Origin of the sequence: Mucilaginibacter lappiensis (assembly GCF_050433765.1) — a bacterium.
Classification (GTDB): Bacteria; Bacteroidota; Bacteroidia; order Sphingobacteriales; family Sphingobacteriaceae; genus Mucilaginibacter; species Mucilaginibacter lappiensis_A.
The window spans coordinates 194,388-209,266 of sequence record NZ_JBNPWP010000007.1 but is presented as its reverse complement, the minus strand read 5'-3'; the positions used below and the strand labels follow the sequence as shown (position 1 = coordinate 209,266).

Sequence of the window (14,879 nt, the reverse complement as noted above, 5' to 3'; positions counted from 1 at the left end):
GTTAGCTATCAAATCTATTAGTAGCTTTAGCCAAACGTAGCAGTAAAGTTTGTTTAGGCTAAAGCCCGAAGTAAAAACAGCCCTTAACCCCGACCTAAGGATCGGGGTAATGAATTTGAGAATTAATACAGAACCTAATAATCTACCTCTTCATTACCAGCTTTATAGCAACAGAATCGCCTACTATTTTACCATAATGATTTGATACGATGCATGAATTATGGAAGTGGATACCGCCATAAAAACGCGCCCAAACATTTTCATTTGCAGCCGCACGGAATGATTTGTACGACCGGCTTTTTATGCCAAACTCCAACTCGGAGGTATCGGTATAGGCAACGTTATCGCCCAGGGCGCTGGTCAGCGCTTCGGCAGCAGCGGCAGATATGGTACAATGCCCGCAGGTATATTCTGGGAATGGTGGCGTTTGCAAATGCGGGCGCCAACCAGCATCAATATATTTGTTGATCACCGTTTCGGGGCGGGCGGTGTTGTAGGTGTATTTAGCCGTCCATGATTCAATAAACGCGTCAAACAGCGCGATGGCCGTTTTTGCATAAGCATACACCGTTTTATTAAAATCGGCATTTACCTGTTTTGCACCAATGCCGGTTATACTTAACCAATGACCCGGTGGCGAAAACTTTTTGGTAACAAACATCACATGACCCGTTACATTGAGCTTACCGGGATTATCATCCCAAAAATCGGCCATGTGGGCCTGATCATGCGTCAGGCTATCAACCGCGCCTTTTATATACATCACTTCCTGGTAATATTTGCTGTTTTTGTCGGTCACATTAAACTGGGGCGGTTGCGGTACGCTGTATTCTTTGGCATTGTGCATTACCATGGTCCTGATCTCGCCCCAGTGCGGTTCAACCGCTTCGCCATATAGCGGCGGGGTAGGTATCCACCGGCCCGGCGAATCATTAATGGCAAACTTTGTTGCACTGCGGGTTTTAAGGTAATTGTCTTTTTTGCTCCAGGCCATAATAGAGGCTGCCACAGCTTTGGCATAAGCCTCGGAGTTGCTGATCTCGGTTGATGGCATACCATGTTTAACGGCTATATTGTGCAGGCTATCGGTATAGTATTTTAAACTTCCTTCCGGAAAAGTTACAGCCTCACCTACCTTGCAAAAAGCCAGTAGCGCGGCGTATTCATAATCAATAGTTAGGTTTGTTGGTGGTTTGGCGACCGTTTTCAGGCCGTTTAACTGCCCAGCCAGTGAGCGGTATTGCTGTGGATAACCGGCCGCGATAACCTCGTAAGCAGCTACTGTAGCATAAGCATAATTGCGGGAGGCTACTACGGGCGAAAAATTATTGCCCATTACCACCCTGTTTAATTCATGCACCGTGCGGCTGTACAAAGCCGGATCATGTAAAATGCTTTTATAATCTGATTTTTTGCAGGAAGTAAAAAACAGGGCAGCGGCTATAAAAATCAGCAATGGTTTCATATTATATGGTTTGTTCGGCGATTAGAAATTCATCTCCCTTATTTACTTGATATATACTATAAACCATGTCATTTCGACGAACCCTAAGGGCATTGAGCGTTGCGTAAGGAGAAATCTTATATGATATGATTTGCCCGTTTGCTATTTCGCTTGTATAAGATTTCTCCTCGCCCCTGTGCCAGACCCTGCCAGGCTCGTCGAAATGACATGGTTTTTTTTGATTCTTTTATTCAATCACTAAACATATTAGCAGATATCACTTAACAACATATGTTTTTTTATCAGGCCCTATACCGGTTATGGTTAATGATTTCCAGTTTTTGGGCAGCTTGCTTTTGAGCTGTGTTATACCATCGGGGGTTATATCCAAACCACCAAAGCCCATGAGCAGGCTTTGAACAATGCCACCGGCACCGGTTGCAAAATAGGGATTGGTACCACCCTTGGTTTCGGCAATAACACGGAATGGCGGCAATAGATTAGGTTCAAAGGCATCCTTAAAAAAGTGATAAGCCTTATCACCATTACCCAAACGGGCATACAACAGGGTGAATATGCCCTGCGTCATGGCAGGCGTACCTTCATTAGGCACGCGGGTTTCATAATACTCCAGATCTTTTTTGATCTGCGCGGGGTCGGTTATGGTTTTCAGCGGATAGGCCAATAAGTTTACATCGGCCTGTTTAATGCCTTCGCCTTTATAGCTTGCAAACTCTTTGGTAACGCCATCAGGAAATTTCAGGATAGGTATATTTTGTTCCACCTGCTGCCAGTCGGGATCGGCAGTCAGGCCTAATATTTTCGCGGTGGCGATGGCACTTTGCAAATTTGCTTTCGCGGCGGCATTGGTAAAGGCATTATTATCCACATTCTCGGCCCATTCATCGGCTGCTACCACATTCTTAATATCATAGTGGCCATCGCCATTGCGCTCTACCCTGCTTGCCCAAAAATCAGCCGTGGCTGATAGTATAGGCCAACCCTTTTCCAGCAGCCATTGTTTATCCTGGGTAACACAATAGTAGTTCCAGGCAGCTAAGGCCACATCGGCGGTTATATGGTGCTCAAACGGGCCGCTCAAAGCCCAAACCGGAGTTTCTTCTACCCCACTATCGGCACTTTCCCAGGGGAACATGGCGCCTTTGTAGCCGTGCGAAAATGCATTTTGCTTAGCCGCAACCAATCGCTGAAAACGATACTCTACCAGGGATTTCGCAATTTCGGGGTGCAGTACCAGCAAAGCCGGGTACATCCACAAGTCGGCATCCCAAAAAACGTGACCATTATAGCCTAAGCCTGATAAACCCATGGGCGATGGTGAGTAAGCCGTGCCCGCCCTGGAGAACGAATATAAATGATACAGCATACTATGCACATCCTGCTGATCCTGCGCGTCGCCCTCAATTTTAATATCGCTTTTCCATAGCTCGTCCCAGGCTTTTTTATGGAATTGTATCAGGCGATCACGACCTTCGAGCTTGGCAAACATGGTGAGCCGCTCGGCCTGGTTCAGCGGGTCGGCATCATGGGCCGAGGTAATGGATGAGCCGGCAAGCGCGTACTGATAAGTTTGCCCGGCAGCAATGGTTTTGCTGAATTTCATGAGGTGCATGTTATTGTCCCACATTTCGTGGATCACCCGTGGTTCCCGGCCGTGCGCCTCGTTAAACAAAAAGGTGTTGGAGGCGCAAAGCTGCAATTTACCTGTAGGGCTTTTCGCGGTAGAGGTAAGCAGGCTGATGGTTACATGCGGCCTGTCAATCTCATTATAATAATTCTGAACTTCCTTTAAAGCATCCGGCGCTTCCATCACACTCGCGGCGGTAATATTGATGCTTTTTTTAGCCGTTATACTAATATCCATCAATACCGTAAAAGGCAATTGCCTTAGGGAGTAATAAGTATATTTAACCGTGGCGGCATCGCCATAATCAAAGGTGGTAGTAAATGCGGCATGCTGCATATCCAGCTCCTGTTTAAAGTTGCTGATGTTTTTGGCGTCAATGCGCTTGCCGTTTATTTCCATGTACATGTTGAGCAAGTTAAAGCTGTTCAGGAAATTGCTTACCCGGCCGCGGCCATACAGATCATAAGCACCGGCAAGCACTACATTTTTGACCTTAAACGGCTCTGGCGATGATACAATGCCTATCATGCCATTTGCTACCGTGATGCCGTAATAGTTGGCGGGGTCTATCTTATCTGCTTTTATGAGCCATGAATTTTGGGCGCGCAATTTATTGCCGGCCAATAAACACAGGCCAATCAACAACACATGTACTTTATTCATATCAGTTATTTAACTTAAAAAACCTAATTGGTTTGTTATTGAAAGCAACGGCATAAATTATACCTGTCGCGGTTTTAATTGTTTTAATATCCCTTACCTGGCCCCGAAGCAAAAATCCGGATGATAGCGGCGAAATATTTTCAACGTCGCGGTTACCGTCAATAAATAGTACATCGCCGTAGTCTCCATCGTACTTGCCCTCATAGGGTAATACCCCGCTGAAATTGCCACCGGCTAATATCCCTTTCCCATTGCCTGCAGAAAATGCGCTGAGTCCAAAAAGCGGTGAAATTTGTGCCGATGACGGAAATGCTTTGAACTCAAAATTACCCTTCCCTTTATTATAAAAAACACCTGATTGAAAAGATGCGGCCTTTAATGGTTTATTATCATTTAATGAGTCGCCAAATAACTGTTCAACCGTTTTACCGGCAAAATCATGAAAGTATAAAAACTTCTTTTTAATTAAAGGCACCTGTCTTTCAATCTCTCCCTTGCCTAAAAATGTATAATATTTTTGATCAATACCATAAGCCACTATCGGATCAATAGTGCCATTCTTATCCAGGTCGGCCAGGTACAGTTTCAATGGTTCATCAATGGTTGGTTTCAGCTTGGAGTTGCTGCCGTAATTACCAGCCAATATATCAATTTTTCCATCGCCATCAGCATCCGCCAATACCACCTTTTGCCACCAGCCCGATAATTTGTCTATACCGGTTTGATGTTGTTGCGTCAATTTTCCTTTTTTATTGAGGTAAATTTTTACAGGCATCCATTCGCCGGCCGCTACCAGATCTGGCCAGCCATCATTATCCAGATCGGCAAAGGCAGCCGAACGCAGCATACCGGCATGTTTTAATTCATCAGGAATGGCTGCCTGGTGATATACGCCATGGCCATCATTCATTAATAAATACGACTCAGGAATTTTGCCAAACCCAAAGCTATCCGGCGCACCGCCTACAAAAATATCGGGGTAGCCATCATGGTTCACATCGGCAACCGCTACTGCCGATTTATTTAATTTTATTGATGGAATATTTGCCGAACGTATAAAATTACCTTTGCCATCGTTCATATACAGCCGGTCGGCCAGTTCAGGGGCTCCATTGCGTAATTCATTTCCCCCGCTTGCTACATACAGATCGGGAAAGCCATCATGATTGGCATCCAGGAAAACTGCATCCACATCCTCACTTGCCGAATCTGTTACGAAAGCGGGTTGTGGCGATGGTTTAAAATCGCCGTTAGCGGTTTGAATAAACAACGCGCCGGGCTGGTTTCGTGCGCCGCAAACATAAAAATCTTCCAAACCATCATGGTTCACATCGGCAACGGCCATCCGCGGCCCTTCGACCGAAAGCATATGCGGGATAAGGGGTTGCTGGTTAAAATCTACAAAATCATCTTCCTTGTGTTTCCAGTTAACATGGATCGTATTGGTTATTTCTTTAAAAACAGGTTGCTGCGGCGGGAAAAACCGGTTATAATTAAATTTGCCGCTTGCATCTCGCTGATCAATGGTTACCTGCTGATTGGCCTTTATATTTTTCAATAGCTGGCAGGTTTGATTTGGCCAAACAATTAAAATACTATCCGCGCTTTGCTTTTTACCCAAACCAAAATGCAGCCGCGGCTCAACCGACGATTGAAACCCGCGCGTAAGCATCAATTGCTCGTATTGCATTTGCCCCTTGCAAAAAACATAAGCTTTTACACCTATACCAAACTTATTATCCTGCCGCCCGGTAAACCGGAGCGTTAAATACGTTGTTTTGGTTGATGTGTTTTTGTAAATGCCCGCTTCGTGGTTTACGTTATTGGTTATCAGTTCAAGCCGGCCATCATTGTTCAGATCGGCATAGGCCGCGCCGTTGGCCAAACCAGGCTCGCGCATGCCCCAGTCCTGACTTTTATCTTCAAATTTTTCGTTTAAATTCCCTTTAAATAGATAGCTGTGCACTGCTCCCACCGGCATTTTATCCAACACCAGGCTATCATAGCCACGTGTACTTAACATACCCTGAACCTGGTCATTAGAAACATATACTACATAATCCATATCCAGTGCCCGGCGCTTTATACCATTGGCAATAAACAGATCTTTGATGCCATCATTATCAAAATCGGCCAGTAAGGGGCTCCAGCTCCAATCGGTAGCGGCTACACCGTCCATTAATGCAACCTCGCTAAAGGCTTCGCCGTTGCCCATATTTTTCTGAAGCGCGTTACGTGAGTACTGATCCTGAAAACCATTGAGGGTGATCTTTAATTTGTACTGATCATATGACTCATCTGCACCATAGCTTTTAAGTACCGATTCTTCGGCGGGCAGCATATCGGCTGTTATTATATCAAGCTGGCCATCATTATTAAAATCGGCCATATCGTTACCCATGCTAAAACGACTGTAATGGTTAAAATGTTTGGCACCTGATTCTGTAAAAGTGCCATTGTGGTTGTTAACGTAGTAATAATCATTTTCATGAAAATCATTGCCTACGTATATATCCTCCCAGCCATCATTGTTTAAATCGCCAACGGCTACACCAAGTCCATACCCCAGCGCGCTATTATAAATACCCGCCTTTTTAGTTGCATCAGTAAAATGATTATTTATATTGAGGTAGAGTTTGCTGCCAGCCAGTTTATTCTCCGTTTTTCGTGATGAAGTATCGCCATAAACAGCAACAGAATGATCTGACTGATTGAGCAGGAAACAATCGAGCTTGCCATCATGGTTGTAATCAAAAAAAACAGCCTGTGTGGAGTAGCCCGAAAAATCAAGCCCATATTCGGCAGCTCTTTCTGTAAATGTGCCATCGTGATTGTTTATATAAAGTGTATTGTGTCCCTTTAAATTCAACTTACCAGCTACAGCGCACACATAAATATCCAGGTAACCATCATTGTTCACATCGGCCATGGTTACCCCTGTGTTCCAGTCGGCAGTACCGGCAACACCAGCCTTTTGGGTAATGTCTTCAAATTTATAGTTGCCTTTGTTTAAATATAGTTTGTTACCCCCCTTTTGATTGGCGGTAAAAAACAAGTCGGGCAGGCCATCATTATTAATATCGCCAACGGCAACACCCCCACCATTGTAGTAGTACAGGTAATCTAAAATACCGGGACGGTCATTATCGCTGATGCGATTTACAAAATGAATATTGGTTTGTGATGATGGCAACTGCTCAAAAAGAGGCGGTAAGGCCGGTTTCTGTTTGCATGACATCATGCCCAAAACAAGCAGCCATAAAAAAGGAAGGATCCTGTAACGTATAATTTGAGCCATATTAAAGCACCGGATAATTAACCTGCATATTAACCATATCATTGTCGCCTACGGGAACCTTATTATTTAAATATCTTTCAAATGGCAGCACCTGCTTTTTTAAATCATGATCTTGTATATATTTTTCCATAGCTGTATAAAGCTTTTGTCTTTCGCTGTATTTGCCATAATAATCGCCTACTACTACTTTACCACCCGGCATATGCATAAAGGTAATTGCACTCGTTGAATTTACCTGTTTATTTACTGGTATACCTATTAATATTTGCAAAGAATCAGACTGATGTGGATAATAAGATCCTGATAATGAAGATACTGCTTTGATATTGCTTTGGGCAATAAAGCTATTGATATCATTTGCCGCTTTATTAATTTCAGGATATTTATTTTTAGTCAGGATGGTTTCCTTTTTAACGGCGAGGTAAGTTTCGGCTACATTTTTTTCATTAATGGTAAAGCCGTAATAAAGCCTAGGATTTTCCATAAAAGCTTTTAAGCTTAACATCAGATAAGCCGGTTCTGCAGATGGTTCAAACCGCGAAATAAGCCATTTAAATACATTGGTTTTGGCATCAATAACTATGGTGGCATAGCTATTTTTAATTTCGGGCACAACCGTATAAAAACTATGATGTTCAATATGATTTAATGTGTTTACGACATTAAAGGTATTGGCACCAACGTTTTTAATGTTAAAAATCTGACTGGGTGTTCTTATCAAAAAACCGGAGTTAAAGCTTTGGGTGCTTATCTGATGATCCGCATAATTATTTATTTGAGGTTCCCATCTTTTCCAATTACCGGCATGTATTAACTGCTGGCAAACATCAAAATAATTTGATCGTATGCTTACACTGCTATGTTGTTGAAATGGGATAAAGCCTATAACTATTAGAATGACTAATGCAATTATTGCTTTTTTCATGTTATGTGTAACGGCTAAAATTTACAGTATAATATTACCTGTTTTATTACAGATTGAAGCTTTTATTAAAAACAATGGAACAGCATAAAGCTGTTCCATTGTTGTAACTGGTAAATCTTAAATCAATTAATTATAACCCGGATTTTGTTTTAATAAGGGGTTAGTATTAATTTGAGGTTGCGGTATTGGATAAAGAAAAGTGTGGTTATCTGCAGCATCCTGAGACTTCCCGGGTAAACGTGGCCCGGTAAAATATTTGGTGCCGGTTGCTACTTCAAACCTGATCAGATCGTTTCTGCGCCAGCCTTCCCAGGCAAACTCACGACCGCGTTCAGCAAGCAGATCGTCATATGACAAACTGGTAAAACCCGGCATATTTGCCCTTGTTCTTATTTTATTTACATTGATCAAAGCCGTACTCAATTTATTTTGATGCAATTGAGCTTCGGCCGCCATCATATAAGCATCAGCTAACCTGAAACGCACACCATCATTGCTTGTACCATCGCTGCCGGTACCAGGTTGCGGCTGATATTTCACGCTTCGGGCACCTGCATATTTAAAGCTATCGGCAGGGTTACTAAGCTCATTAACATAGGGGCTTAATACTGTGCCCGCTATTGGCGCTCCTGCTGATGTATATTGCTGACCAACCAACCACATTTTTTTACGCACATCGGCATCGCTGAATGAACGGAAAAATTTGGTTGGCGCACAAAACCCGTTATACGGCTGGGCGGTTAAATTAAACGTTAGGTTATTATTGTAATTTAGCGTATACATTTGAATTACGTTACCTTTAATAAGCGGATAATTGAAGGGTATACAAAATATATTTTCAACCGACCCGCGGTTGTTGTAGGTAAAATTGTCAAAAAAGTTAGGCTGCAAACTGTACTTATTTGAATCAATAACCATTTGAGCGGTAGTTTCGGCTTTTTCCCATTGAGCGGTACCGGTGTAAACCTGTGCATTTAAATAGAGCTTGCTTAACAGCATATAACCTGCCCATTTATTCATGTGACCATATATACCGGGGTTCTTGGTAGCATTATCGCCTGATAACAGGGGAACGTTCTTGGTAAGATCGCTTTCCAGGTAAGCATAAATATCAGACCTCTTTACCGGTGCTAAGCTTGCGCTGGAGCTATAGGTGGTTACCAGTGGTATATTACCATAAAGATCCATCATTAAAAACAAGTAATAATCGCGCAGAACGCTGATCTCGGCAATAAGAACCGGCGCATTTGCAGGTTTATTGGCTAAACCATTAATTATGCTGATCACAAAGTTACATTTAGTTATACCGGCACTCAGATCCGTCCAGCCACCATTTATATTTGAATTATCAACAGCGTAGTTATGTGTCCATAATTGGGTATGCGCACCGCCGTCATACCAGTCGTTACCACGTGTTGGTATGATCATTTCGTCAGTTGAGGCTTCATTTAACTGAAATACGTTTTCTGTTTGTAATGGTGTTAAAGCAGTATAAGCCGGGGCCAAACCAGCAGCTATTTGCTGCGGTGTTTGATAAAAATTATCAATAGGTATAACGGTATATGTTTTTTTATCGAGCTTTTGACATGACTGCATAATCAAACTGCCTGCTGCCATGAATGCGATCAGTTGTAATATTTTTTTATTTTTCATCTCTTTAAAATTTGATTTACAAACAGTTATTTAAATGACACAGTTGTACCGAATGTAAAAGTTCTTGTTTTAGGGTAATATGCATAACCACCGTAATCAGCATCTATATAAGCCTGGTTTGTTCCGGCTACAGTAACCTCCGGATCAAGGCCTCTGTATTTAGTTATAACAAACAGGTTGTTAGCTGCTACATATACTCTTAATGAGTTTAAACCTTTAACTTGTTTAAATGTATAGCCTATTGACGCGTTATCCAATCGCAGGTATGATGCATTTTCCAGCCACCTGTCTGATTGGGTTGGGTTACTTGTAATACCGTTGGTTAATGCTGCCCTGGTTGTATTGGTAGTAGGCAAACGGGTAACGGTTTCATAATCTAACAGGGTGTTATTGAATATTTTTTGTCCGTAAACGCCACGTATAAAGAAGCTGAAACTCCAGTCTTTATAATTAAAGCTGTTATTAAGCCCATAATTAAATTTCGGACTTGGATCAATATAGTGTTTAGGTGGATTTTGGCCCGGATAATCAGCAAGGGTTTTGCCATCAAACAGCTCAACACCCTGTGCATTTACACCTGTGCTGTGCGGCAGGTAAAATACGTAAGGAGCATACCCCGGTACAAAGCGGGTAATGGCCGTTGAACTTAAGCCCTGGCCCTGAGCAAAACCAACTTCAAAAAAGCTGGTGTTTACCTTTGTACCATCGGCCAGTGTACCTGACAGATTCGCGATCCTGGTTTTAACAAAGTTTATATTGCCCGATGCTGTCCAGTTAAGGCCCTCGCCTTTTAAAATCTGGCCGGTAAGCGCAAGTTCAATCCCTTTATTAGTTAATGCACCCACGTTTGAAAATGTGGTACCTACAAGGTTTGGAGGAGTTGGCACCGTATTAGCAAAAAGCAGATCCTGGGTCTTATCATTATAATAGTTGATATCGCCTGATAAACGATCATTAAATAAAGAAAAATCAAGTCCTACGTTGCGTCCTATCCTGGTTTCCCATTTCAGGTAAGGGTTAGCATTTTGGTTAGGAGCATAGCTGGATGGATAATAACCGGTTGTACCATCATAAAATTTATTACCCGGTGCAACAAGTGCTAAGCTGCTGTAAGGGCCTATACCATTTGCATTACCTACCCGGCCATAGCCAATGCGTAATTTTAAATCGTTAATCCAGTCAACGTTATTTACTAAATCGCGTTTTAAACGATAAGCCAGGTCAAATGATGGGAAATACCCCACCTGGTAATTGCTACCAAATTTACTCGACTGGTCACGACGTACCGAAGCGGTTGCATAAAAACGACCATCGTAATTGTAGTTTACACGGGCAAGCAACGATTTCAACTCATTATCATCTTTGTAAGAACCGGGAGGAGGGAATATTAAACCGGTACCTAAGGCATTATCCAAACTTCCTTCTGATATTAACTGTTGCGATCCTGCAAAAAAGTAATTGGTAGGGAAAGTGCTTTTTTCAGCTACAGCTACCGCAGAAATATTATGCTTGCCAAAACTCTTGTCAAAATTAAGGTGGATATCTCCTTTGTAAGAGTTAGTGTTCAAGTTACTGTCCACAGCCATGCTGTTACTATTTTGAGCTACAAAACGGGGCACAAAATAATGGGTTTGCACATTGTTGCGTGTGGTGGAACCCGTAACACCTATTTTAAGGCCGGGAAGCAGTGTGTAATTGATACTTGCATTTATATTGGTCAAATATTCATTATGCCTGTTATAGGTATTTGTTAAATACAGAACCGGGTTGTAGGCATTATAACCTGCACCATAGTCATTAAATGATCCGTCGGCATTTTTGATAGGGATAGTTGGCAATGCATTAAATACATAACCAATAGCGTTATAGTTTGTTAAGCTACGGTTAGTGTTAACATTTGATATACCTAATTGAATATCCAATTTATCGTTCAACGCTTTTTGCTCTGCATTAAAGCGTAAACCCAGCTGCTCCTTGTTACTATTGATAATTACCCCCTGCTGGTTCTGATAGTTTAATGATGCCCGATAATTAAAGCCATTTGCACCACCTGATATAGCCACGTTGTTGCTGTGCGTTAAAGCGGTGCGCGTAATGGCACGTTGCCAGTCGGTATTAACATCATCAGATTCGCCTTGTCCTTTTTGAGGGTTGGCTTTTGCCTGAGGTGTAGCCAAGTATTCGGCGGTATTTAGCAGATCCCAATATTTACTTTGTTTAGAAACACCCACGTAGCCGTTATATTCAACCTGGGTTTTACCTGCACTGCCTTTTTTGGTATTCACAATGATAACGCCGTTTGCACCGCGTGAACCGTAAATGGCAGTTGCCGACGCATCCTTTAACACATCGTACGACGCAATATCAGCCGGAGCTATATTCTGAAACTGAGTTGGGTCATCAAGCGGTATACCGTCAACCACAAATAATGGCGATTGGTTACCTGAAATTGATGTTTGCCCCCTTAAACGTATCGAAGCCGATTGGTTAGGGTCACCACCACCCTGGGTAATAACCAAACCTGCTACCTTGCCCTGAACCTGGTCAAGCGGGTTAATGATAGCACCCTGGTTAAAATCCTTAGCCGAAATGTTAGAAACAGCACCGGTTAAATCTTTTTTACGCTGGGAACCGTAACCTACGCTAATGATCTGTACCTCACTTAATGCGGTAGCGCTACCAACCATTGCAACATTTACAATTGTTTTGCCGGTAACATCAACCTCTTGTTTCGCGTAACCCACAAATGATAGTACAATAGTATTTGCCGAGGCTGGCAATGAAAGTTTAAACTCACCATTGGGACCGGAATTAGTACCAATAGTTGAGCCTTTTGCCACAATGGATACACCTGGTAATGGTGAGCCATCATGTGAGTCTGTAACTTTACCGGTTATTACTTTGTTTTGCGCCATTACCGGCACAGCAAAGAAACAAAAAACGGCAAGACAGCTTACTTTAAGTAAATTTTTTAGCTGCATAAATTTAGATTTAATGTTTAAATGGTTTGATTTTAGGTATACCTGGTGATTTATAATATGAAATAACTATTGATGTTATTTTCTTCGTATAAACCTGTATAGTTCATGGTTTATTGGTATTTAATTGTTACGGCGGACTATAGGTATTTGTATATTTACTGTTCATATTGGTTATTTTATAATTCAAAAAAGTTCATTACCGATAAAATGCCAAAAGCAAAGCCATAGCAGTTAATCCACTTAATGCAAAAATTAAATATCCTTTAGCAGGGATAGCAACCCAACAAGGTCACTTACAGGAAAATTTTAATTATATAGGGTTATACTTTGCGTTTGGAAAGGTCATTTATCAGGTGAAATAATTCAGTATTCACCTTGCCTTAAATGAGCGTCACAAAGTAATAGGTAGATTAGTGCATTACCTATTTTTTTTCTTAAAATATAAATATATTTGACCTTTTATAAAGTTAAATATTTAACAATCAAGCGATTGTAAATAACCGAATCTGAAAAAGTATAAATAAAATTTAACTGTTTTAATATGCTTATATCACCAATGTTTAGCTTTTTTGCATAAAACCGGCTGCATTTTGATCAGGGCTTATTTAATACATCAACCGCTTTTATGGCCATTATTTTTTCGTCAAACTGATCTCCCGGAAGTATTGAGCGGGCTTTGATGCGCATTTTATATACATATATTGTATTTACGGAGTACTCCAAAATATTGGCAATAGTTTCGTTATCGTTTATACCCATCCTAATCAATGCAAAAATGCGCAGATCGGTATTTAACACCTCGTGATCTTTAGGCCATATCTGATCTTCCGGTTTAAAAAGTGAATTAAAAACTGTAATAAAATTGGGGAATATTTTCAGGAAGATATGATCGAACGTGTAAAACAGCAGGTCGCGTTCTTTTTTAATATTTATTTCGTTTACAACCAGTTGAATATCATCATATTTCCTTGCGGCAAGCTTCCTGTCAATATTTCTTTTTAATTTTTCAAGCTTTAATATATAGCCCGATATAACGTTAAAAAAGTACCCGATATACTCTTCTTTAATATGTGTATCTTCAATAAGCTTATCATTGGTGCTTTCTAACTGCTGGTTTTTTTCCTCAATGATCTTTTCTTTAACTTTTAAGCGTTTCAGCTGGTTAAATATAATAAAGAAGATCATCAGCACTAATATGGAAACAGCACCTATGGATAAAAGATAAACAAGGAATTTATTTTTTTCTTTCTCCATTAAAACCAGCTTTTCAGCTGCCACTACAGGCAATACGGCACCTATTTTTATTTTTCTGAGCCGGGCGCCATAGTATTCGGCATCATCCATAGCCTGGTTTATAAAGATGTAGGCATCTTTTATATTACCGTTCCTATACAACAGATCGCCTAATTCAAAGCTGGCCAGGGTTTCTTTTGTTGATGATCTGATATCATTAATAACACCAATGATCAAAAGATCAGTACGCTCCCCTATCTGTGAAGGTCCTTTGTAAAAAGCACTGAGGCCGGTAGCCACCATAGCCCGCTGATGAGTAGTTAGGGGAAAGCTGTTTAATAAACGGGTATAATACTCCGATGGCTTTTTTAAATCACCCAATCTTACCTGTTTATTCCCCTGTTGCATCAAATAATCATACGAGTTTGGCTTACAAAGTGCAATGGTTGAATCCAGGTACTTTATAGACAGCTCATTGTTGTGTTGACTATAATAAATATTATTGTCATAATCGGCCAGGTCTGAATGTGCTCTGGCTCTTAATGCATAATACTGAATTTTTAAATCGTTATTTAAAAGATGAACATCAATTCCATTAAAACAATCAAACGCCTCTTTAAACATGCCTGCCGAAAGCAGTATAAAACCCAACTTTAATTTACAATCACTTTGTTTAGGGGCATCCTGAAGTATATTGCTTATGTTTTGCATTTTATTGATATAAACATAGGCCGAATCAAACTGATATACTTTGTACTCTTCGTAAATATTACTGCAAAGCCGATATCGCAAATTGTAATTTGCCGACGGAACAGTTGATAATGATGCTTTCAACTGTTTTACATGCGCTTCTTTTTGATCGTCATAAATTTTCTTCCTTGTCAGCTCACGCTTCAGTTCATTAAGAAGGCTATCTGTTTTGGGTGATGCAAAGGCTGCACATCCAAAAATTACAAGAAATAAAATAGGTAAACAAATTCTCATAGTAAATAGATTAACTTATAGTAGGCCCTGCTAAAAACTTGGGTTAAAAT

7 protein-coding genes are annotated in these 14,879 nt (G+C 41.1%); all 7 read right to left on the bottom strand.

All coding sequences use genetic code 11. From position 1 onward, the window contains the following. Positions 1-142: 142 nt before the first annotated feature. The 7 genes from M2273_RS21050 to M2273_RS21020 all read right to left on the bottom strand — a co-directional run bounded on the left by M2273_RS21050 (position 143) and on the right by M2273_RS21020 (position 14,829). The gene (locus M2273_RS21050; RefSeq protein ID WP_429399741.1) at positions 143-1,465 is read right to left on the bottom strand and encodes a vanadium-dependent haloperoxidase; all 1,323 of its coding nucleotides are present in this window, start codon (positions 1,463-1,465) and stop codon (positions 143-145) included. A 256-nt stretch (positions 1,466-1,721) separates the two neighbouring features. Continuing rightward, entirely contained in the window at positions 1,722-3,755 is a 2,034-nt protein-coding gene (locus tag M2273_RS21045; RefSeq protein WP_429399740.1) for a glycosyl hydrolase family 95 catalytic domain-containing protein, read from the bottom strand. A gap of 1 nt (position 3,756) precedes the next feature. Beyond that, a complete protein-coding gene (locus tag M2273_RS21040; protein WP_429399739.1) occupies positions 3,757-7,053 on the bottom strand; it encodes a VCBS repeat-containing protein in 3,297 nt (1,098 codons plus the stop codon). A 1-nt stretch (position 7,054) separates the two neighbouring features. Then, positions 7,055-7,978 (bottom strand): GyrI-like domain-containing protein, encoded by a 924-nt coding sequence (locus M2273_RS21035; protein ID WP_429399738.1) that lies wholly within the window; start codon positions 7,976-7,978, stop codon positions 7,055-7,057. A 126-nt stretch (positions 7,979-8,104) separates the two neighbouring features. Next, positions 8,105-9,631, bottom strand: coding sequence for a RagB/SusD family nutrient uptake outer membrane protein (locus M2273_RS21030; protein WP_429399737.1), 1,527 nt, complete (start codon positions 9,629-9,631; stop codon positions 8,105-8,107). A 26-nt stretch (positions 9,632-9,657) separates the two neighbouring features. Then, positions 9,658-12,612, bottom strand: coding sequence for a SusC/RagA family TonB-linked outer membrane protein (locus M2273_RS21025; protein ID WP_429399736.1), 2,955 nt, complete (start codon positions 12,610-12,612; stop codon positions 9,658-9,660). A gap of 594 nt (positions 12,613-13,206) precedes the next feature. Then, positions 13,207-14,829 (bottom strand): DUF6377 domain-containing protein, encoded by a 1,623-nt coding sequence (locus M2273_RS21020; RefSeq protein ID WP_429399735.1) that lies wholly within the window; start codon positions 14,827-14,829, stop codon positions 13,207-13,209. Positions 14,830-14,879 lie beyond the last annotated feature (50 nt).

Excerpts from the sequence above, each read along its gene's own strand:
- M2273_RS21050 (WP_429399741.1), bottom strand. The coding sequence starts at position 1,465 with ATGAAACCATTGCTGATTTTTATAGCCGCTGCCCTGTTTTTTACTTCC.
- M2273_RS21045 (WP_429399740.1), bottom strand. The coding sequence starts at position 3,755 with ATGAATAAAGTACATGTGTTGTTGATTGGCCTGTGTTTATTGGCCGGC.
- M2273_RS21040 (WP_429399739.1), bottom strand. The coding sequence starts at position 7,053 with ATGGCTCAAATTATACGTTACAGGATCCTTCCTTTTTTATGGCTGCTT.
- M2273_RS21035 (WP_429399738.1), bottom strand. The coding sequence starts at position 7,978 with ATGAAAAAAGCAATAATTGCATTAGTCATTCTAATAGTTATAGGCTTT.
- M2273_RS21030 (WP_429399737.1), bottom strand. The coding sequence starts at position 9,631 with ATGAAAAATAAAAAAATATTACAACTGATCGCATTCATGGCAGCAGGC.
- M2273_RS21025 (WP_429399736.1), bottom strand. The coding sequence starts at position 12,612 with ATGCAGCTAAAAAATTTACTTAAAGTAAGCTGTCTTGCCGTTTTTTGT.
- M2273_RS21020 (WP_429399735.1), bottom strand. The coding sequence starts at position 14,829 with ATGAGAATTTGTTTACCTATTTTATTTCTTGTAATTTTTGGATGTGCA.